The 19,424-nt window shown below is 68.7% G+C and carries 19 protein-coding genes; 14 read left to right on the plus strand and 5 right to left on the minus strand.

The genetic code is table 11. The features are described from left to right. The 7 genes from VEC04_RS13580 to VEC04_RS13610 all read left to right on the plus strand — a co-directional run. On the plus strand, positions 1-314 hold a 314-nt coding region (locus VEC04_RS13580; protein ID WP_324777529.1), incomplete at its 5' end, for a glycosyltransferase. Further along, entirely contained in the window at positions 311-1,426 is a 1,116-nt protein-coding gene (locus VEC04_RS13585) for a CgeB family protein (protein WP_324777530.1), read from the plus strand. The genes VEC04_RS13580 and VEC04_RS13585, both read left to right, overlap by 4 nt. Further along, on the plus strand, positions 1,426-2,517 hold the full coding sequence (locus VEC04_RS13590) for a CgeB family protein (protein ID WP_324777531.1): 1,092 nt from the start codon (positions 1,426-1,428) through the stop codon (positions 2,515-2,517). The genes VEC04_RS13585 and VEC04_RS13590 overlap by 1 nt, the downstream gene beginning before the upstream one ends. Beyond that, positions 2,514-4,625, plus strand: a complete 2,112-nt coding sequence (locus VEC04_RS13595; RefSeq protein WP_324777532.1) for a bifunctional glycosyltransferase/UDP-glucuronate decarboxylase — start codon at positions 2,514-2,516, stop codon at positions 4,623-4,625. The genes VEC04_RS13590 and VEC04_RS13595 overlap by 4 nt, the downstream gene beginning before the upstream one ends. Positions 4,626-4,631: 6 nt before the next feature. Then, a complete protein-coding gene (locus VEC04_RS13600; RefSeq protein WP_324777533.1) occupies positions 4,632-5,171 on the plus strand; it encodes a DUF1003 domain-containing protein in 540 nt (179 codons plus the stop codon). Next, positions 5,168-6,154 carry an MDR/zinc-dependent alcohol dehydrogenase-like family protein gene (locus tag VEC04_RS13605; protein WP_324777534.1) on the plus strand — a complete coding sequence of 329 codons (987 nt, stop codon included), beginning with the start codon at positions 5,168-5,170 and terminating at the stop codon, positions 6,152-6,154. Before VEC04_RS13600 ends, VEC04_RS13605 begins: the two co-directional genes overlap by 4 nt. Next, complete coding sequence (locus VEC04_RS13610; RefSeq protein WP_324777535.1) at positions 6,151-7,173, plus strand: Gfo/Idh/MocA family oxidoreductase; 1,023 nt, start codon at positions 6,151-6,153, stop codon at positions 7,171-7,173. The genes VEC04_RS13605 and VEC04_RS13610 overlap by 4 nt, the downstream gene beginning before the upstream one ends. Positions 7,174-7,179: 6 nt before the next feature. On the opposite strand, the gene VEC04_RS13615 is transcribed toward VEC04_RS13610, so the two are convergent. Both VEC04_RS13615 and VEC04_RS13620 read right to left on the minus strand, forming a co-directional pair. Continuing rightward, positions 7,180-7,869 carry a Crp/Fnr family transcriptional regulator gene (locus tag VEC04_RS13615; RefSeq protein ID WP_324777536.1) on the minus strand — a complete coding sequence of 230 codons (690 nt, stop codon included), beginning with the start codon at positions 7,867-7,869 and terminating at the stop codon, positions 7,180-7,182. 223 nt (positions 7,870-8,092) lie between these two features. Beyond that, positions 8,093-8,842 (minus strand): Crp/Fnr family transcriptional regulator, encoded by a 750-nt coding sequence (locus VEC04_RS13620; protein WP_324777537.1) that lies wholly within the window; start codon positions 8,840-8,842, stop codon positions 8,093-8,095. A 167-nt stretch (positions 8,843-9,009) separates the two neighbouring features. On the opposite strand from VEC04_RS13620, the gene VEC04_RS13625 reads away from it, so the two are divergent. Together VEC04_RS13625 and VEC04_RS13630 are read left to right on the plus strand one after the other, a co-directional pair. After that, the gene (locus tag VEC04_RS13625; RefSeq protein WP_324777538.1) at positions 9,010-9,258 is read left to right on the plus strand and encodes a DUF6894 family protein; all 249 of its coding nucleotides are present in this window, start codon (positions 9,010-9,012) and stop codon (positions 9,256-9,258) included. 1 nt (position 9,259) lies between these two features. Beyond that, positions 9,260-9,508, plus strand: a complete 249-nt coding sequence (locus tag VEC04_RS13630) for a DUF6894 family protein (protein WP_324777539.1) — start codon at positions 9,260-9,262, stop codon at positions 9,506-9,508. Here the strand turns inward: VEC04_RS13630 and VEC04_RS13635 are convergent, their stop codons facing one another. Continuing rightward, positions 9,509-10,651: a DNA (cytosine-5-)-methyltransferase gene (locus tag VEC04_RS13635; protein ID WP_324777540.1), complete on the minus strand. Its 1,143-nt coding sequence runs from the start codon at positions 10,649-10,651 to the stop codon at positions 9,509-9,511. 148 nt (positions 10,652-10,799) lie between these two features. Between VEC04_RS13635 and VEC04_RS13640 the strand changes: the two genes are divergently transcribed. Continuing rightward, complete coding sequence (locus VEC04_RS13640; protein ID WP_324777541.1) at positions 10,800-11,363, plus strand: hypothetical protein; 564 nt, start codon at positions 10,800-10,802, stop codon at positions 11,361-11,363. Positions 11,364-11,685: 322 nt separating this feature from the next. On the opposite strand, the gene VEC04_RS13645 is transcribed toward VEC04_RS13640, so the two are convergent. Next, positions 11,686-12,288, minus strand: a complete 603-nt coding sequence (locus VEC04_RS13645; protein WP_324777542.1) for a hypothetical protein — start codon at positions 12,286-12,288, stop codon at positions 11,686-11,688. A gap of 325 nt (positions 12,289-12,613) precedes the next feature. Then, positions 12,614-13,291: a ParA family protein gene (locus VEC04_RS13650; RefSeq protein WP_324777543.1), complete on the minus strand. Its 678-nt coding sequence runs from the start codon at positions 13,289-13,291 to the stop codon at positions 12,614-12,616. 161 nt (positions 13,292-13,452) lie between these two features. Between VEC04_RS13650 and VEC04_RS13655 the strand changes: the two genes are divergently transcribed. The 4 genes from VEC04_RS13655 (at position 13,453) to VEC04_RS13670 (ending at position 19,096) form a co-directional block, all read left to right on the plus strand. Then, entirely contained in the window at positions 13,453-14,145 is a 693-nt protein-coding gene (locus VEC04_RS13655; RefSeq protein ID WP_324777544.1) for a response regulator transcription factor, read from the plus strand. Between the two features lie 104 nt (positions 14,146-14,249). Beyond that, on the plus strand, positions 14,250-15,512 hold the full coding sequence (locus tag VEC04_RS13660; RefSeq protein WP_324777545.1) for a FecR domain-containing protein: 1,263 nt from the start codon (positions 14,250-14,252) through the stop codon (positions 15,510-15,512). Positions 15,513-15,604: 92 nt separating this feature from the next. Then, positions 15,605-17,785: a CHASE2 domain-containing protein gene (locus VEC04_RS13665; protein ID WP_324777546.1), complete on the plus strand. Its 2,181-nt coding sequence runs from the start codon at positions 15,605-15,607 to the stop codon at positions 17,783-17,785. Between the two features lie 684 nt (positions 17,786-18,469). Continuing rightward, positions 18,470-19,096, plus strand: coding sequence for a tyrosine-type recombinase/integrase (locus VEC04_RS13670; RefSeq protein WP_324777547.1), 627 nt, complete (start codon positions 18,470-18,472; stop codon positions 19,094-19,096). Positions 19,097-19,424 lie beyond the last annotated feature (328 nt).

Below are 19,424 nucleotides of genomic sequence, written 5' to 3' on the forward strand. Positions count from 1 at the left end.
CGGCGCGCTACGAGCCGTTCGGCCTCGGCGTACTCGAGGCGGCGCAGGCCGGCTGCGCCCTGGTGCTATCCGACATCCCGACCTTCCGTGAACTGTGGCAGGGCGCGGCGGTGTTCGTCCCCGCCGACGACGACGCGGCCGTGGCCGAGGCGCTCGACGACCTGCTGGACGATCCCGAACGGGTCGCCGAACTCGGCGGGGCCGCGGCCGAACGTAGTGCGCGCTTCACGGTCGACGCCATGGTCGAGGGGACGCTCGCCGTCTACGCCGAGACGCTCGCCGCCCGCGCCCCCTTCCCGGAGGTGGCCGCGTGAAGGTCGTCTATTTCACCCATTCGCTGGAGTCGTGCTGGAACCACGGCAACGCCCATTTCCTGCGCGGCGTGCTGCGCGACCTGATTGCACGCGGGCATGAGGTGGCGGTGCACGAGCCGCGTGACTCCTGGAGCCGGGCCAACCTCGTGGCCGACCACGGCGAGGCGGGGCTGGAGCCATACCGCGCCGCCTATCCGGAACTGACCAGCCATCGCTTCGATCAGCCCGAACTGGAGCGGGCGTTGGACGGCGCGGATCTCGTCATCGTCCACGAGTGGAATCAGCCTGCGCTGGTCGCCGCCGTCGGCCGCGCGCGCCAACGCGGCGGCCACTTCATCCTGCTGTTCCACGACACCCACCACCGCGCCGTCAGCGAGCCCAGCGGCATCAGGACCTTCGACCTGTCCGGCTACGACGGCGTGCTTGCCTTCGGAGAGACCCTGGCGGCGGTGTATCGCCGCTGGGGCTGGGGCGACCGCGTCTTCGTCTGGCATGAGGCGGCCGACATCCGCCTGTTCCATCCGCCCACGGAGGAAGGCCCGCGCGAAGGCTTGATCTGGATCGGCAACTGGGGCGACGGCGAGCGGACGAAGGAGCTGGAGACCTTCCTGTTCGCCCCCGCCCGCGAGGCGGGCCTCGGCCTCGACATCCATGGCGTCCGCTATCCCCGGGAGGCCCTCGCGACGCTGAAGCGCTACGGCGTCCGCTACCACGGCTGGCTGGCCAATGCCGCTGCGCCCGCCGCCTTCGCCCGTCACATGGCGACGGTGCACGTGCCGCGCAGCTTCTATGTCCGCCAGTTGCCGGGCATCCCCACGATCCGCGTGTTCGAGGCCCTGGCCTGCGGCATCCCGCTGGTCAGCGCCCCGTGGGAAGACAGTGAAGGTCTGTTCACGGTCGGCGAGGACCTCCTGATTGTCCAGTCGGGCGAGGCGATGACCCGCGCCCTCCGCTCGCTGAGGGCCGACCCGGATTTGCGCCGGGCGCTGGCCGAGCGGGGCCTCGCCACCATCCGCGCCCGCCACACCTGCAGCCACCGGGTCGATGAGTTGCTGGCCATCGTCGCCCGCCTCGCCGCCACGCCCGCCGCCCCCGAAATGGAGACCGCCTGATGAAGATCGCCTTCTACGGGTCCAGCCTGCTGTCGGCCTACTGGAACGGCGCGGCCACCTACTACCGCGGCATGTTGCGCGAGCTGGCGGCCCGCGGCTGGCGGGTGACCTTCTACGAACCGGACGCCTTCGACCGTCAGTCCCATCGCGATATCGACCCGCCGGACTGGGCCGAGGTGGTCGTCTGGGACAACACGCCGGCCGCCTGCCGCGATGTGATCGCCCGCGCCGCCGACGCCGATGTCGTGGTCAAGGCCTCGGGGGTGGGCGTCTTCGACGACGAACTGCTGGCGGTGTTCGATCAGGCCCGGTCCGACGCCCTGACCGTCTACTGGGACGTCGACGCCCCCGCGACCCTGGCGGAGATCCGGGACCAGCCGGACCATCCGCTGCGCCGCGCCCTGCCGGATATCGACATGGTCCTGACCTACGGGGGCGGCCCCCCGGTCGTGTCGGCCTTCGAAGCGCTGGGCGCCCGCCTGTGCCGGCCGATCTACAACGCCCTCGACCCCGCCACCCACCATCCCGTCGAGCCGCAGGCGCGGTTCGCGGCCGACCTGTCGCTGCTCGCCAACCGCCTGCCGGACCGCGAGGCGCGCATCGAGCGCTTCTTCATCGAACCCGCCACAAGCCTGCCGCGCCGCGATTTTCTGCTCGGCGGCAATGGCTGGCACGACAAGCCGCTGCCGCCGAATGTCCGCGCCCTCGGCCATGTCGGCACCGCGGATCACAACGCCTTCAACTGCTCCTCGCTGGCGGTGCTCAACGTGTCGCGTGACAGCATGGCCGAAAACGGCTTCTCGCCGGCGACCCGCGTGTTCGAGGCGGCCGGCGCCGGCGCCTGCCTGATCACCGACCACTGGGAGGGCATCGACCAGTTCCTCGAGCCGGACAAGGAGGTGCTGGTCGCCCGCGACGGTCAGGATGTCGCTGACCATCTCGCCGCCCTCACCCCCGACCGAGCCCGCATCCTCGGCGCGGCCGCCCGCCGCCGCGTGCTGGCCGAACACACCTACGCCCGCCGCGCCGGCGAGGCCGACGCCCTGTTCCGCCAAGCCCTCGCCGCCCGCCGTGAAAGGACCGCCGCATGAGCCGGGCGATGAACATCGTCGTGATGGGTCTCAGCCTGTCTTCGTCATGGGGGAACGGCCATGCCGTCACCTTCCGCGCCCTGCTGAAGGCGCTGGCGGCGCGCGGGCGCCGCATCCTGTTCCTCGAGCGCGAGACTCCCTGGTATTCGGCTCACCGGGATCTCGAGGCCCCGGACTACTGCGAACTGGATTTCTACGCCGGCCTCGACGAACTCGAGCGGTTCGCGAACGAGGTCGCCGCCGCCGATGCGGTGATCGTCGGCTCCTATGTCCCGGACGGGATCTCCGTCGGCGACTGGGCGTTGCGAACGGCGAAGGGAGCCGTCGCCTTCTACGACATCGACACGCCGGTGACCCTGTCCCGGCTGCAGCGCGACGACTGCGACTATCTCGCGCCGCGGCAGATCCCCGACTACGACGTCTACTTCTCCTTCACCGGCGGGCCGACGCTGGAGCGGATCGAGCGCGACTACGGCTCGCCAGCCGCCCGCGCCCTGTACTGTTCAGCCGACCCGGACGTTTACCGCCCCGTCGACGCGCCGCGCCGCTGGGACCTGTCCTATCTCGGCACCTGGAGCGCCGACCGGCAGCCGGTGCTCGAACGCCTGCTGATCGAACCCGCCCGCCGCCTGCCGCAGATGAGCTTCGTCGTCGCCGGGCCGCAGTATCCGGACGACATCGACTGGCCGGTTAACGTCCAGCGTATCGACCACATCCCCCCGGCCGACCACCCCGGCTTTTACGCCGCGAGCCGCTTCACCCTGAACGCCACCCGCGCCGACATGGTCGAGGCCGGCTTCAGCCCGTCGATCCGGCTGTTCGAGGCCGCCGCCTGCGCCGCGCCGGTGATCTCCGACGTCTGGCCCGGCCTGGACCAGCTGTTCACCCCTGGCGAGGAAATCGTCCTCGCCCGGTCGGCGGACGACGTGGTCGCCGCCCTCCAGTCGTCACCCGCCGAGGGCCGCCGGATTGGCCTCGCCGCCCGGGAGCGAATCCTCGCCGCCCACACCCCGGCCCACCGCGCCCGGACTGTCGAGCACGAACTGCTCGCCGCGCGATCGCGCCACGGCGGCGATCTGCCCGCCAGATTTACGGAGACTGCCATGAAGACCCCCACGGATCGCCAGTCGGTCCTCGTCGCCGGCGGCGCCGGCTTCCTCGGTTCGCACCTGTGCGACCGCCTGCTGGCGGAGGGGCGCCACGTCGTCTGCCTCGACAACCTCCAGACCGGCGACCTGTCGAATCTGGAATCGGCGATGAAGAAGCCAAATTTCGAGTTCATCCGCCATGACGTGGTCGACCCGTTGCCGGTGCGGCTGATGGACCGGCGCTTCGACCGCGTCTACGATCTCGCCTGCGCCGCCTCGCCGCCGCAGTACCAGGCCGATCCCGAGCACACGATGCTGACCTGCGTGGTCGGCGTCACCCACCTGCTGCAACTCGCCCAGAAAAACGGCGCCCGCTTCCTGCTGACGTCGACCAGCGAGATCTACGGCGACCCCGAGGTGCATCCGCAGCCGGAAACCTATCGCGGCAACGTCAATCCGATCGGCCCGCGCGCCTGCTATGACGAGGGCAAACGCGCCGCCGAGACCCTGACCTTCGACTACGACCGGCAGGGTCGGGGCGAGGTGCGGGTGGCCCGCATCTTCAACACCTACGGCCCGCGCCTGTCCGCCGCCGACGGCCGCGTGGTCTCCAACGTCATCAGCCAGGCCCTCGCCGACCGGCCGATCACGATCTTCGGCGACGGCAGCCAGACCCGCTCGTTCTGCTACGTCGACGATCTGATCGCGGGCCTGATAGCCCTGATGGAGTACGACGGTCCCCAGCCCGGGCCGGTCAATCTCGGCAATCCGGCGGAGATGACCGTGTCCGAACTGGTCGAGGTGGTGCTCGACCTCACCGGCTCGGCTTCGGACGTCACCTACCAGCCCCTGCCGGTCGACGATCCGCGCCGGCGGCGGCCCGACATCACCCGCGCCGCCGAGGTGCTCGACTGGCGTCCGTCGACCCCGCTTGGGGAGGGCCTGCGCCGCACCATCGACTGGTTCGACGGCGAACGGCTGCGGATCGTGCGGGAAGCCGCCGCGGCGATCGGCGCGTGAGGACGGATGAACACCCCGGGGCCCACCACGGAGACCGCCGAGGGCCTCGCCTCGGTCCTTCGGCGCAACATCGCCGAGATGCGCGAGCGGCGCGAGAACGCCGAGCGCGAGGCGCCGGCCGGAGACCGGGCCGCCCAGCGGATCACCGACTTCGCGGGCAGTATGGGCTTCGTCGTCCTGCACCTCGGGCTGTTCGGCGGCTGGATCCTGATCAACACCCTCGGCCCCTCGGCATGGCGGTTCGATCCCAGTCTCGTCGTCCTGGCCATGGCGGCGTCGGTGGAGGCCATTTTCCTGTCGACCTTCATCCTGATCAGTCAGAACCGCATCTCGGCGGCCGAGCAGCGGCGGGCGGAACTCGATCTCCAGATAAACCTTCTGGCGGAACATGAGGTGACAAGGTTGATCGACCTCGTGACCCGCATCGCCGACCGACTGGAGGTGCCGGCCCGTGACGCCGATCTGGATGAGCTGCGCCGGGACGTCGAGCCAGGCGCCGTGCTCGACAGCCTGCTGGAAGATGAGGAACCCAGGGAGAGGGAATGACTGACGTTCTGGACCAGACCCGCACCATGCGCGCGGCCGTCGTGACCGGCCCCGGCCGGATGGAGGTGCGTGACGCGCCGCTGCCCGAGCCCGGCCCCGGCCAGGTGCGGGTCAGGCTCGAGGGCTGCGGCGTCTGCGCCTCCAACCTGACGCCCTGGGCCGGGCCGGATTGGATGATCTTTCCCACCGAGGCCGGCGGCATGGGGCATGAGGGCTGGGGCGTGGTCGATGGAATCGGCGAGGGCGTCTCGTCGGTGAAGGCGGGTGATCGGGTCGCGATCCTGTCGCATCACAGCTACGCCGAATACGATGTCGCCGACGAGGCGGCGGTCGTCGCCCTGCCTCCGGCTCTGGACGGGCAGCCGTTCCCGGGCGAGCCGCTGGGCTGCGCCTTCAACATCTTCCGGCGCAGCGGCATCAAGGCCGGCGACACGGTGGCCATTGTCGGGATCGGCTTCCTCGGTGCGGTGCTGACCCGGCTGGCGACCGACGCCGGGGCGCACGTGATCGCCATCTCGCGCCGGCCCTTTTCGCTCGATCTGGCCAGCCGCATGGGGGCGGCCGAGACCCTTCCGCTGGAGGACCACTACGCCATCATCTCCCGTGTCGGCGAACTGACCGGCGGCGGCTTCTGCGATGTCGTCATCGAGGCGGTGGGCAAGCAATGGCCGCTCGACCTAGCCGCCGAACTGACGAAGGAACGCGGCCGGCTGGTCATCGCCGGCTACCACCAGGACGGTCCCCGGCAGGTCAACATGCAGCTGTGGAACTGGCGCGGCCTCGACGTCGTCAACGCCCACGAGCGCGACCCCGCTGTCTACGCCCGGGGGGTGCGCGAGGCGGTCGAGGCCGTGGTTTCCGGTCGCCTCGACCCCGCGCCGCTGTTCACCCACAGCTACCGGCTGGATCAGCTGGACCAGGCGCTGGACGCCACGCGCGATCGTCCCGACGGCTTCCTCAAGGCGCTGGTGATGATGCGATGACCGACGCGCTGCTCGAACGATCCCCGGCAGCGGCCCTGCGCAAGCCCCGCATCGGCTTCCTCGGCGTCGGCTGGATCGGCCGCCACCGCATGGAGGCGATGCTGGCCACGGGCGCGGTCGAAGCCGCGGTCATCGCCGACCCCTCCGAAGCGATGCGCGCCGACGCCACGGCCGTCGCTCCGGATGCGATCCGGACGGACAGTCTGGACGCGCTGCTGGAACACGATCTCGACGGCGTCGTCATCGCCACGCCCAGCGCCCTGCACGCCGATCAGGCACGCCGCGCCCTCGCCCGTGGGGCCGCGGTCTTCTGCCAGAAGCCGCTGGGCCGCACGGAGGCCGAGGTGCGCGAGGTGATCGACGCCGCCCGCGCCGCCGATCGCCTGCTGGCGGTCGACCTGAGCTACCGCTTCACCGAAGCCGCCGTGCGGATCCGGGAGCTCCTCGAGGCGGGAACGCTCGGGCGAGTCCACGCTGTCGACCTGACCTTTCACAACGCCTGGGGTCCCGACAAGCCGTGGTTCTACGATCCCGTCCTGTCGGGCGGCGGCTGCGTGATGGACCTGGGCGTCCACCTCGTCGATCTGGCGCTGTGGCTGCTCAAGGACGCGACCGTGACCGAGGTCTCGTCGCACCTGTTCGCCAACGGCCGCCCGCTGGCCGATCTGACCCTCGCCGAGGATTACGCCGTCGCCACCCTGACCCTCGACACGGGCGCCGTCGTGCGCTTGGCCTGTTCATGGCGTCTGCCCGCGGGCCGGGACGCGGTCATCTCCGCCACCCTCTACGGCGAACGCGGAGGGGCCGGAATGCACAACCTCGGCGGCTCCTTCTACGACTTCTCCGCCGAGCATTTCGAAGGGACCGCGCGGCGCGTTCTGGCGTCGCCGCCCGACGCTTGGGGCGGACGCGCGGCGGCCGACTGGGCCCGCCGCCTGGCCGCCGGCGCGCCTTACGACCCTGCGGTGGAACGGCTGATCCCCGTCGCCCGGACGCTCGACCGCATCTACGGCCGGTAGACCCGGTCAGGCGACCCGACGGCTCCCGCGGACATCGACGGGCCGCAGGTCCCCGATCGGCGGGCGATAGCATTCGCAGGCGGCGGCCTCGAGACGGGCGGCGTCCAGCACGCGCAGGGCGCCCCGGTTGTAACGGATCGCACCCGACGCCCTCAGATGCATGGCGCTGGCGTTGAGGGTGGTGCGCTGGACACCGAGCACGGCGGCCATGTCGTCCTGGGTCAGCGGCAGATTATCCTCCCCCGTCCGGGCGCAGGCCAGCAGGAGCCACCGGGCGAGCCGCGCGGTCACGTCGTGCAGCGCATTGCAGGCGAGATCCTGCTCAATCCGTATGGCTCTGTTCTGGATCGATTGCAGCAGCACCCGCCGCAGACCGTGGTCCCTGTCGACCGCGCTTTTCAGGACCGAGGCCGGTATGGCCCGGGCTGGCCCGCCGATCCTGACCACGGTCCGGCACGGCTCGGGCGCCGAGGTCAGGCATGACAGAATACCCGCCGCATCGTCCTGGCCGAGGGCGGCGACCTCGACCGTCCGCCCGTCCGCCATGGCCGCGACCCTGGACAGCAAGGCCCCTTCGGGAAACACTGCTGCACCGGCGGCGACTCCCTCCTCGGACACCGTGTCTCCGCGCGCCAGCACGACCTGACGTGTATACGGCAGGAGCGGTCCGGACCCGGCCCGGTCAAGGGCGAGCAAAAGATGGTTTCGCGGCGTCACTGTTTGCGCCCTTCAGCAGACTTTGCGCCCTTGCAGGGTCGTCGTCGGAATATGGTGAATACGGCCAAGCCAAGGGCGAGGTTCCGCGAACGACGAATCCTGTCCCGGCAGGACGCCGAACCTGACATGGGCGCTATGGCCGGTATCTAACCTGGATCAAATTAGGTAGAAATTACGCCACTTGCCGGCTGCGGCGGGCCCGCTATTGGGTCTGTGCGGACTGCTGCCGGTCGAGATGCAGGTAGCGCGGATTGAAGTCGCCGATGTCGCGCATCCGCTGCCACGACGGAAAGGCGATGTTGCGCTTGTTGCGCGTGATCAGCCCGTCGGCCTCGAGCGACTTCAGCGTCCGGTTCACGTGGACGGGCGTGAGGCCGACCGCGTCGGCGAGCTGTTCCTGTGTGATCGGCAGTTCGAAGCCTTCGCCGTTGGTCAGGCCCTGCGACTCCATGCGGATGGCGAACTCGCACAGCAGGTGCGCCAGACGGGTCCGCGCGTCGCGCCGGCCGACGTTGAGCACCCATTCGCGGAAGATCGATCCCTCGACCAGCACGCTGCCCAGCACCGCCTGCCGGACCAGCGGTCGGGCGCCGACCAGATCCAGCAGGTCCTTGCGGGGAACGAAGGCGACCTCGCCCCGGGTCAGCATCTGCACGCTGTGGTCGGCGGTGTCGAGGAACAGGTGCTGCAGGTCCACGGCGTCGCCGGGGATGTGCAGGGCGACGATCTGGCGGACACCGTCGCCCGTGAGTTTCTGACGATAGGCGAAGCCGGAGCCGAGCACGCCGCATACGGTAGGCAGATCGCCCTCGCGCGTCAGATAGGTCGAGGCCTCCACCATCCGTGTCCGGTGCGGCAGGGCCAGAACGGCCTGCCGGTCCTCTCCGGGCAGGTCGACGATCAGCTCCAGCCTTCGCAGCAGCATCTGAAGGGGGGTGTCGTCGAGAGGCATGGCGGCGGCTCCAGCATTGAGGGCGGGAGCACGTGGAAACTCTCTGTCGCCGAAGCCCGGATAACCGTTCAGCGATACTCTACAATATCATAAGTCGTGCGGCCCGTATTAACTTGTGTTAGTTTGCTGGTCACTGAGCAGGCTCTCCGCCCAGTGCGAAGGTTTGCATGCCGGTTTATTATTTCCATCTGCGCGACGGCGACGACATCCTCCTCGATCCGGATAGGAGACAGTTGGAGGGACCGGCGTCGATCGCACAACGCGCCCTCATCGAGGCGCGCGCGCTCATTGCCGAAGAAGCCCGGCTCGGCCGGATCCGGCTCGACCAGCGCATCGACGTCGAGGACGCCGAGGGGCGGGTGGTGCACCGCCTGCCGTTCGACCAGGCGGTCGAGATCACCGGCGGCGGCGACTGACATGCCGCGCTATTTCTTCGACATCTTTTCCGAGCAGGCGACCCGCGACGAGGAGGGCGAGGAACTCGCCGACAGAGAGACCGCGCGCGAGGTCGCCATCCGCATCGCCGCCGAACTGCTGCCGGGCCATTCGCGCCAGCTGGCCCGGACCGGCCGCGTCGCCGTCACCGTCCGCGACGCCGAGGGCGCCGTCGTCCATGAACTGGAATGCCGCCTGACCACCCGGTCGCCGGCCGCAAGCCCGCGCTGATCAGGCGGCACGGCGACCCGCCTCCGCCGCCGCGACCAGCGGCTCGAACAAGTGCCGGGCCAGGTGGCGCACCACCGGAACCGCGACCCCGTCGCCGGTCAGGTGATAGGCGTCGCTGTAACGCCGGGGCAGCACATAGTCGTCGCCCAGACCCATCAGCCGCGCCGTCTCCCGCGCCGAGATCAGCCGCGACCGGACGCGCGGGCCGTCGACCACGAGCAGGATCTGGCGGCTCGAACCACCGGCGGGGGTGCGCAGGCAGCCCGACATGTCGTCGAAGCGCACCTCGGCGCGCTGCACCTTGCGCCCGTCCTCGATCCGCGTGCGGCGATAGACCCCGCCAACCATGCGCCGCCCCGCCCGCCGGGCCGCCTCGACCTTGGCGGCGTTGAGCGGCGACATCAGGTCCAGAAGCCGCTTCGTCTCGGCCTGATTGTGCCAGCCGACGCTGTCCGGCTCGTCCTCGATCAGATCGGCGAAGGTCGTCGCCCGGCGCGGCGGCGTCGGCACGTTCCACCACAGCAGCCGATCGCGCACCCTCTCCGGCAGCCCCGCCGCCGCGCGTCGCACCGCCGGGGTGTGGAACGGCTCGAGAGGCTCCGGCGACAGCAGTTCAGGCGCGACTTCGACTCCCTCGCGCACGCCGATGACGAACAGGCGCGGCCGGCTCTGCGGCACGAACAGGCCGGCGTCCATGACCAGCGCGCCATGGCGGTACCCCGCCTCCGCGAAGGTCCGGCAGATGGTTTCGAAGTCCCGGCCGCCGTGTGAGGTGAGGGTCCCGCAGACATTCTCGACCGCCAGCAGCCGGGGCGCCCGGCCTTGGGCGACCAGCCCTTCAACCACGTCCCGGAAGGCGTGGAAGGTCCCCGAGCGCGCGCCCCCGAGCCCCGCCCCTGCCCCCGCCAGCGACAGGTCCTGACAGGGGAAGCTGCCCCACACCAGATCCGGCTCGCCGGGCAGGCCGGTCGCGTCGAGCCCGCGAATGTCGCCGACGGTCAACTCCCCGCCCGTGCCCCAGTTGGCCTGGTAGCTCAGCGCCTTGCGGGCGTCGAAGTCATTGGCGAACAGGCAGGTCCACCCCTCGCCCAGCCCCGCCCGGACCATGCCCCCGCCGGCGAAGAATTCGTAAAAGCTGGGCAAGCGGCATCCCCGAGTCAGCACCGGGCCCGAAGGCGGTGCACGGGAGTCTAGGGGAGAAAAACCGTGGAGGCGACAGGGGCGAGCCCGCCGCCGCGAACCGTGATATTCGTGACTTGGGCCGGGCGAGTCAGTATCCGTGGAGAGACCCGTGCCGACTCTGGAGACCCGCCATGCCCGACGATCAGATCCCGGCCCCGCCGACCCCCCCGCCGCCGCCGCCGCCGCCGCCGCAGCTGCCGCCGAAGGACCCGACCATCCCGCCCGTCTATCCGCCGTACCCGGCTCCGCCCGCCCCGCAAGAGCCGGACTGACGATGGAGTGGCTGTGGGCGGGGCTGCTGGCGCTCGCGGCTACGCATCGGGCCACGCGGGCGCTCGCCCTGCTGCTGGCCCTCAAATGGGCGTCGAACTACACGGCCTTTCGCCTGATCGGCGAAACCGCGCCGGCGCTGATCGACGTCGCCCTGGGCACGGTCGGCGTCGTCTGGGCCTCGCGCCTGCACGCCCGGTGGGCGGACGTGGTGATCGCCGGCTTCGTCCTGACACCGCTGGTCCACGCCTGGTACTGGCTGCAGCCGGTCCCCGGCGCCCTCACGCCGCTGGCCTATTACTGGATCGTGGTCGGCCTGTTCTCCGTCCAGGCCGCCGCCGTCGCCTGGCCCGCCGGCGGTCAGCACGCGCGCACCCTTTTGCGACGGCGCTTCTTCGGATAGCCAAGATCGCGGATTTCGCGGGCCGTGCCTACCACCTCAATAGTAGTGCCGCTGACCCCTCGCCCAAAGATCGTATTCGTAGGTGATGCGGTCTTTGATGAGGTCGTAAGAGCGCGTGTCGCCCGTCTCCCACTTGCGCTGTATGGCCCACGCACAATAGTCGGCGACCTGAAGGCAGGGGTCCGAAGACGGCCAAGTCGGACGCGACGACGCTATAGCGAGGCTTCTCCGACGACCCACAATAAGGTCCGCTTTGGGTCGGGAACCGACGGCCGGCCATGGGTGGGAAGGGGGCCTTTGAACGACTAGGTGCCCGCCAGAATCAGACCTGTGCGACGGCAATGGAGGGGCAAAGGTAGCCAACCGCTCCACCCCACCAAAGCCTCAGTCCCTCAGAGGACTGCATTCGACTGAATGCGTCGGGCATGATTGGGTAGGCATGCAGCTTGGCAGGCGACACATTCCGAATGGTTCGCTGAATGCGGCTTGAGGCAGACCGCACCGCCTTCCAGTCCACCGCGTCAAGGAGTTCGGTGGGAAATGTCGATCGTTGGCGTGCGCCCTTCTCGGTCCAGTTGCTGAGCTGCGACCATGACAGGCATCCCATCTGGTCGCCATTACGCATCAACCGGATGACCGCGGGGCTTTCCAGGAGCGTTCGCCCCTGTCCTCCCAGCTTCTGCTGAACGTCTTTGCCGAATGTCACAGAACGAGCTCGCGGCGGGGCGCCGGCCGACTCTACCCATATATCGATGGGCGGAGTTCCGTCCGTGAAGAGACAGCCAACTTCGTCAGCGGTTTTGAACCAGCGATTGGGTTTGTCTGGTTGAGAGGCTCCTTCGAAAAGCATCAGCTCGGGGTCATCGAGGACCCACTTTGCGATGTGCAAAAGGTCGGCATTGGTCGCGAAGAACGTAAAGCTCATTCCTATGACTATGCCGACTGTAGATGCCTCGGCAACCGATCGAACCGGAACCGCCAATGCCCGCAATGGGTGGGTGGCGGATCTCTACCCAAGATCAGATTGGACATCCGCATTTCGGCCGGCCGCGAATGTCCGCTGTTGGCGCACTTCCGCCCCTCCCGCCAGTTCGAGCGATGTCAGGCGATCAGTCGCCCTGCCGATTACTAGAAAGAGCGTGGGAGGCCGCGCCTCAGCCAGCCCATGAACAGCCGCATCAACCATGGGCCCTTGCTATACTCGGAGGCTTTCCGACGTTTCGGCTTGAGAATCTCGAGCACCACCACTGTCAGGCGCTTACAAGCTTCAGGTGAGCAGGGTTGGTCTGTGTTCCGGCGTCCTTGAGGAGCGATGAAGCATAGTCCCACAGGCTGCGGATTTCGGTCGCAGCCGCGACCGAGCCAATCTCGCCGGCCGCGAGGCCCCGGGCCACCGATTGCTGATAGGCCACGCGCGACCCGATCACGCCCGCCAAGGGCAAGCCGGTGAGGGCGAGCGCCTCCCTCGCGCGCCGGATCGAGGGTGGCTCGTGGTTGCCCCGTGACGCCTGGCATTGGTTCAGAACGACCGCCCCGCGTCGGCCCAGTTGCCGGATCATCTCCGCCGAGGCGAGAACAGCCGCGATGTCGAGAAATGTCGGGCGGCACACGACAAGGCATAGATCGGCGCAATTGGCGGCCGCCGCTACATCGGCCTTGGGAGCGGCCGGCGTGTCCACGATCCGGATGTCATAGCCGGCCCGACTCGCCGTGGAGCCATTCTGGAAGAGCGCCCCGGGAGACAGGACCAGATGATCGGGTCCGGGCATGGTCCGCGCCGAAAGACTGAGGGTGGAGGCTCGCAGCGGATCGGTATCGACCAGCAAGGTCTTAAGACCGGCCTGGAAGGCCGTGGCCGCGAGGCTGACCGCAATGGTGGTCTTTCCCGCGCCCCCCTTGAAGGACATCACGGTAATCGTGCCAATCACGCGAGCCTCCCCTGTTTCTGCTGCGCGGCTGGACCGTGCCGTGCGCGGACGCTCGAGGGAAGGCGAGCGGACTGTCTACAGGCTCGAATTTACAAGGTTTTACAGTTGGCGGACCGCTCAAGGTCAAGCTGCATGGTAGGAGATCCCGGAGCGGAGGATGCATGAGGATCGCGATTCTCGACGACGACGCGACCCAGGTTGACCTGATCTCGGGCGTGCTGGAGCAGGCGGGCTATCGAACGAGCGCGTTCGGGCGAGCCGCGTCGCTGATGACCGAGCTGGGCCGGGAAACCTACGATCTGCTGATCGTGGACTGGAATCTGCCGGACAGCCCGGGCATTGATCTGATCCGGTGGGTTCGATCCAGTATCGAGCCCCCGCCGCCGGTGCTGCTCGTCACCAGCCGGACCGATGATCGGGACATCGTCGAGGGCCTGGAAGCGGGAGCCGACGACTATCTGTCGAAACCGATCTCCCCGCTGGTGTTGATCGCCCGTGTGGTCGCGCTGCTGCGGCGGGCCTATCCGCGGCCGCCGGAGGGGGCGGCGGAGACCTACGCAGGGTATACCTTCACGCCCACACTGAACCTGGTTTCGGTCCGCGGCGAGGATATCGTGCTCACTGCCAAGGAGTTCAGCCTGGCCCTCGTGCTGTTCAGAAACCTGAGCCGGGCCTTGTCGCGCACCTACCTGAACGAGGCGGTCTGGGGCCGCGACGCCGGCCTGAACAGCCGATCGCTCGACATGCACGTCTCGCGCATCCGCACCAAGCTGGACCTCAGGCCCGCGAACGGGCTTCGTCTCGCGCCCGTCTACAGCTATGGCTATCGCCTGGAGCGGGTGCTCGCGACCTGAGCAGAGCCGTTGCGCGAGGGGGGACGATGGGACCGGGATTGGCCGCTGCGGGACGACTTTGCGCGGTGGCGCTCGCGAGCGCCGCCCTGTCCTGGCCCGGGATGGTGACCGCCCAAGCGCGGCCGGAGACCGTCGTGGACTACACCATGCGGCCCGGCGACACCCTCAGCAAACTCGGCGAAACCTGGTTTCGCCGGCCCGGCGACTATCTACGTGTTCAGCGTTTCAATCGCGTCGTCCGCGACCGGCGAATTCCCGTCGGGCGCGTGATCCGGATTCCGGTAGACGTGCTGCGGACGGAACCCGCCGAGGGCCGCGTCGCCAATTTCAGGGGCATGGTCACCGTCGGCTGGCGGGGGCCGCCCGCAACTCCCGCCGTGGGCGATCCGGTCGGCGAGGGGGCCGTGATAGTGACGGGCCCGAACGCCTTCGTACGCATCGGCCTTCCCGACGGGGGCTTTGTCAGCCTGCCGTCGAACAGCCGGGTGCGGGTGGAGCGCCTGAGAACAGTGCTGCTCACCGGCGCGACGGACCAGAGCTTTCGCATAGAGGCAGGACGGACCGAGACGCGCGCCGCCCCGGTGCGACCGGGCGGCGGCTTCGAGGTGATCACCCCCGTGTCGGTGGCCGCCGTGCGCGGCACGGAATTCCGTTCCGCCTGGTTCCCGGATACGGCCTCGGCGGCGACGTCCGTCGTCGAGGGTGCGGTGGCGGTCGGCTCCGGTGTCGGGGAGGCGATCGCCGAGGCCGGTGAGGGCATTGCGGTGGCGCGCGGTACGGTTCGGGTTCTGCCCTTGCTTCCGCCCGCAGAGCTCGCTGACGGTGACCTGACGCAGATCAGGGAAACGGTTGCGTTCGATCCGGCCGATGTAGCCGGCGCCGCCCACTCCAGGGCGCGCCTCGCTGCCGACGCCGGCATGATCGACGTCTTCGCCGAACAGGACAGCGGCCCGGACGGGGTCGTCCGGTTTGAGGCGGTTCCCGACGGCGACTATTTCGTTCGCGTCCTGCCTGTTTCGCCCGAAGGACTCGAGGGGACAGCGGCCACCTACGCCTTCCTGCGGGCCCGCGTCGGCGTGGGGGGACTCGCGACATCGTCCACGGGCAGGGGCCGGGACCGGGCTTTCCTGTTCCGCTGGGAAGCTGAAGGTGCGGGGCCGGCCGAGTATCGGTTCCAGTTCCGCGCCGGAGACGAGGGCGAAGAGCGCCCGCCCCTGTTCGATCTGGCCGGCCTTTCGGAGCCCCGGATCAGTCTGACTGGCCTCGCCCCCGGCGTTTACGAGTGGCGCGTCCGCATCACCCGCCACATCGCCGGGCGCCGGGTAGACGTCTGGTCGGAGCCGCAGCAACTCAGGATCGGCCGCTGAGGGGCCCCGGCAGGGCGCGGGACCTGTGGCGCACGCTGGCCGCGCGTCTGCCGCATGACCGGGCGCTGCTGGAGTGGCTCGGCGTCTGCGCTGTGACCCTGGCGTTCGCCGCGGCCGGCGCTACGACGGACCTGACCCGCCGCCTCGACGACATGGTGTACGACGCGCTGGCTTCAGCGAACCGGGGCGAGACCAGTGCGGACATCGTTGTCGTCACGATCGATGACCGCAGCCTCGAAGCTCTAGGCCGCTGGCCTTGGTCGCGCGATCTTCATGCCCGCATGATCGATCGGCTGGATTCCGCCGGCGCGCGGGCGGTCGCCTACGATATACTGTTTGCGGAACGCTCCCCGTCCGACGCCGCATTGGCCAGCGCGCTGAGCCGGGCGGGAAATGTCTACCTGCCGCTGGCTGTCGACCCACTGGGGCGTGACGGACGACCCGTCGAGGTGATCGGGTCGACGGCCGAACTTCGCGCGGCCGCGGCGGGCGTCGGCCATGTGAACCTTGTGCCGGACAAGGACGGCGTGGTGCGGCGCCTGCCGCTTCGCCTGCGGAGTGGCGAGCGGGTGTGGCCGCATCTGTTCTTGCCCCTGCTCGGTCATGTCCGTCCAGAGGCGATCCCTCTGCCCGGGGTTCACGGCAGCCCGACGGACGGCCTCATCGCCAGCGATCCTGTTCTGCTGAGGTGGAGAGGCGGCCCCGGCAGTTTCCAGAGCGTGTCGTTCCTCGATGCGCTCAAGGGCGAGGTTCCGCCCTCGGTCTTTGCGGGCAAGATCGTCCTGGTAGGAATGACCGCCATGGGCCAGGGCGACCGTTACGCAACGCCCCTGTCAGGAGAGGGCGGCCTTTCAGCGGGTGTCGATTTGCAGGCCACGCTGCTGAACACGCTGCTTGCCGACGACGCTCCGGTCGCCGCCGATCTGCCGACCCGTCTGGGCGGGACGCTCATCCCGGTGCTTATCGCCCTATGCGGATTTCTGTTTCTGCGGCCGACACGTACCCTTCTGCTGGCGGGAGGGCTCGCCGGCGGGGTCGTGGCGGCGTCAGTGATCGCTTTGACGGCGGGCGGGCTGTGGCTGCCGCCCTCGGCGGCCGTCCTGGGTCTCTGCCTCTCGTGGCCTTTGTGGAGCTGGCGCAGGCTGGCCGCGGCGTCCGCCTTCATGAGCTCGGAGCTAAAGAGGTTCGAGCGTTCCGGCGACGCCCTCGTCCTGCGCTCGGCCAGTTCAGACGCGGTCGGGCGGCAGGTGGAAGCGATGAAGGCCGCCCTCCAGCGGCTACGCGATCTGCGGCAGTTCGTCTCCGACACGCTACGGAGCCTGCCGGATTCAACGCTGGTGTTTGACGCCACCGGTCGCCTGGTCCTGTTCAACCCGGCGGCTGACCAATTGCTGGGCGGAAAGCTGATGGCGGGTGGAGACGGCGCCCCCCTGTTCGAGCTGCTCGACATCGACAGCCTCGCCGACTTGCCGGGTGGCGAGGTCCAGGCCGGCGACGGGCGGACACTCGACGTCAATGAAAGTCCGCTCGTCACCACCGAGGGCGTATTCGTAGGCCGCGTCGTACGGCTGGCCGACGTGAGCGAGGCGCGAACGGCCCAGCGTCAGAGAGAGCAGGCCTTGCAACTGCTCAGTCACGACATGCGCGCGCCGCAGGCGGCGATCCTGGCCCTGCTCGAACAATCCGCCGACGATCCGGCGGGCCTGGACATCTCCTGCGTCGCCCAGAACGCCCGGCGGACCATCGACCTCGCGGATGACTTCGTTCAGCTCGCACGGGCGGAGAACCAGGCGCTGAGATGGGAGGCGTTCGATCTCGGGGACGTGCTTGTCGAGGCGGTCGACGGTCTTTGGGCGCTCGCACGGAAAAAGGATGTGGAGATCGTCGTGACGAGGGCGGACAGGTCCACGCGAATGTGTGGCGACCGTCATCTCATTGCCCGCGCCCTCTGCAACCTGATCGACAACGCCATCAAATACTCGCCCGGCGGAGGCACGGTCCGCTGCAGCGTGACAAAGTGGCGGAGCGAGAGAAATTGGCTCCTGACGGTGGCGGTGTGTGATGAGGGACCCGGCGTTCCGGACAGTCTACGACCGCGCCTGTTCGAGCCGTTCGGGCATGGATCCGGGAGTGAGTCTGCCGTCGGGCTGGGGTTGGCTCTCGTGCGCACGGTCGCCATCCGCCATGGCGGCCGGGTCAGGCATGCGGAGGGGAGACCGCGTGGGAGCCGGTTCCTTATTTCGTTTCCCGCCGGGACGGATCGCTCCGGTTGAGGAGTGCGGCCACGGCGCCGGCGGCGAGGCTGGCGTCCGGGGTATGGGCTGCCGGGCGTCGGGTCCGGGCCCGGGCCCACGCGACCCATTCCCCGGTTTCGCCATCCAGCACCGCAATGAGAATAGATCGTTCCTCGCCCCCGGATCTCCACCACCGGCGGGGGGCCGGGGGGATCACCCATGCGTCTGACGTCGCCGGCCGGCTCGAGGAGGTGAATGCGCCCAATTGTTCGTCACGTTGCGTCCGCAGGACGTCAACGCGCCAGGGCGCGCCCCGCTCGACGACCTGCCAGCCCGCCGCCTCCAGATCGGACCGGACGAGCGGGGCGGTCGCCGGGTCACTTGCGTCAAGTAGGGAAAAGCTCGCCGGCGGAGGCGATATGCCTTCCCTGTCAACGAGGATTGCCGGGCCCGACGCGCATCCGACAGTGAGAGAGAAGAGCGCCATCGATCCGATCAGACGCAAGCCCATGTGTCCCTCCGGGTCGTGGTTGATCGCTACCGCTAGCAGAACCGGGAGATCGGGCAAAATGGGCCGTTCTCTGGTCGTCTGTGGGGCCTACGCCCGATAACGGGCGAAGGTCCGTTTTCCGGGGCGTCGGCGACCGTCCGCTTCTGGCGCGGATTAGCCGCTGCAGCCGTAAAATGAAGGGGGCAGGGTGGCGACCGCAACGGAGGTTGGCCATGCGCCAGTCTGATCTTTTCACCCAACCAAAGCGCCCGTGGAATGCCGGCCGTCTGATCGGTCCCAAGGCGCCGCTTAAGCCCAAGCACATCTGGGCCATCCGACAGCAGCTGAAGGTCGCAAGGAGAGTCCGCGACCTGGCTATGTTCAACTGCGCCCTGGACGCCAAGCTCCAGGCTTGTGACCTTGTTCGGCTCCGGGTGAGCGACGTCGCGCCGGGCGGCGCGCTTCGCCAGCGCTCAATCGTCATCCAGCAGAAGACAGGGAGACCTGTGCCCTTTGAGATCACCGAGCCTGCGCGTGACGCGATCACCGCTAGGCTGAATGTCCGGGGACAGCGTGAGGATGACTGGCTGTTCCCGAGCCGAAGTCGGCCCGGTCAGCACATTGGGACCACACAATACGCGCGGCTGGTCAATAGGTGGGTTCGTATGATCGATCTCGAGCCCCAAGGCTATGGGACACACAGCCTGCGCCGAACCAAAGTGTCGCTCGTCTATAAGAAGACCGGCAACCTTCGCGCTTGCCAGCTCCTGCTGGGGCACCGAAAGCTGGAGAGCACCGTGCGCTACTTGGGCATCGAGGTCGACGACGCCCTGGAGATGTCGGAGCAGATCGATCTATGACGACTGGTCGGGCCCGACAGCGGGCCCACCTTTCGTCCGCAACGGGTGGAAAGCGGACGTTGCGCTCGTAGGCAGCGAGTGCGCAAATGGCTGATGTCTCAAGACACCTACAGAAGGCTTCTTCGGTCTGCCGTGGCAGAAATCTATGCTCGTTGGATTGAAGGTGCGCCCCAGGGTGACACTTGGAAGCTCGGTCGCAACGCCGGGCTGCTAAACGCGCTCTATTCTGTTGAGCAGGCGGCGGAAGACACGGGGATCGATCCTGCCGAGATCGGCTTAGCGAATGGATGGACACAACCTGACTGATGCCTGTTGCAGTCTCCGCAAC

This window comes from Brevundimonas sp. (assembly GCF_035626535.1).
In the GTDB taxonomy this organism is placed as follows: domain Bacteria; phylum Pseudomonadota; class Alphaproteobacteria; order Caulobacterales; family Caulobacteraceae; genus Brevundimonas.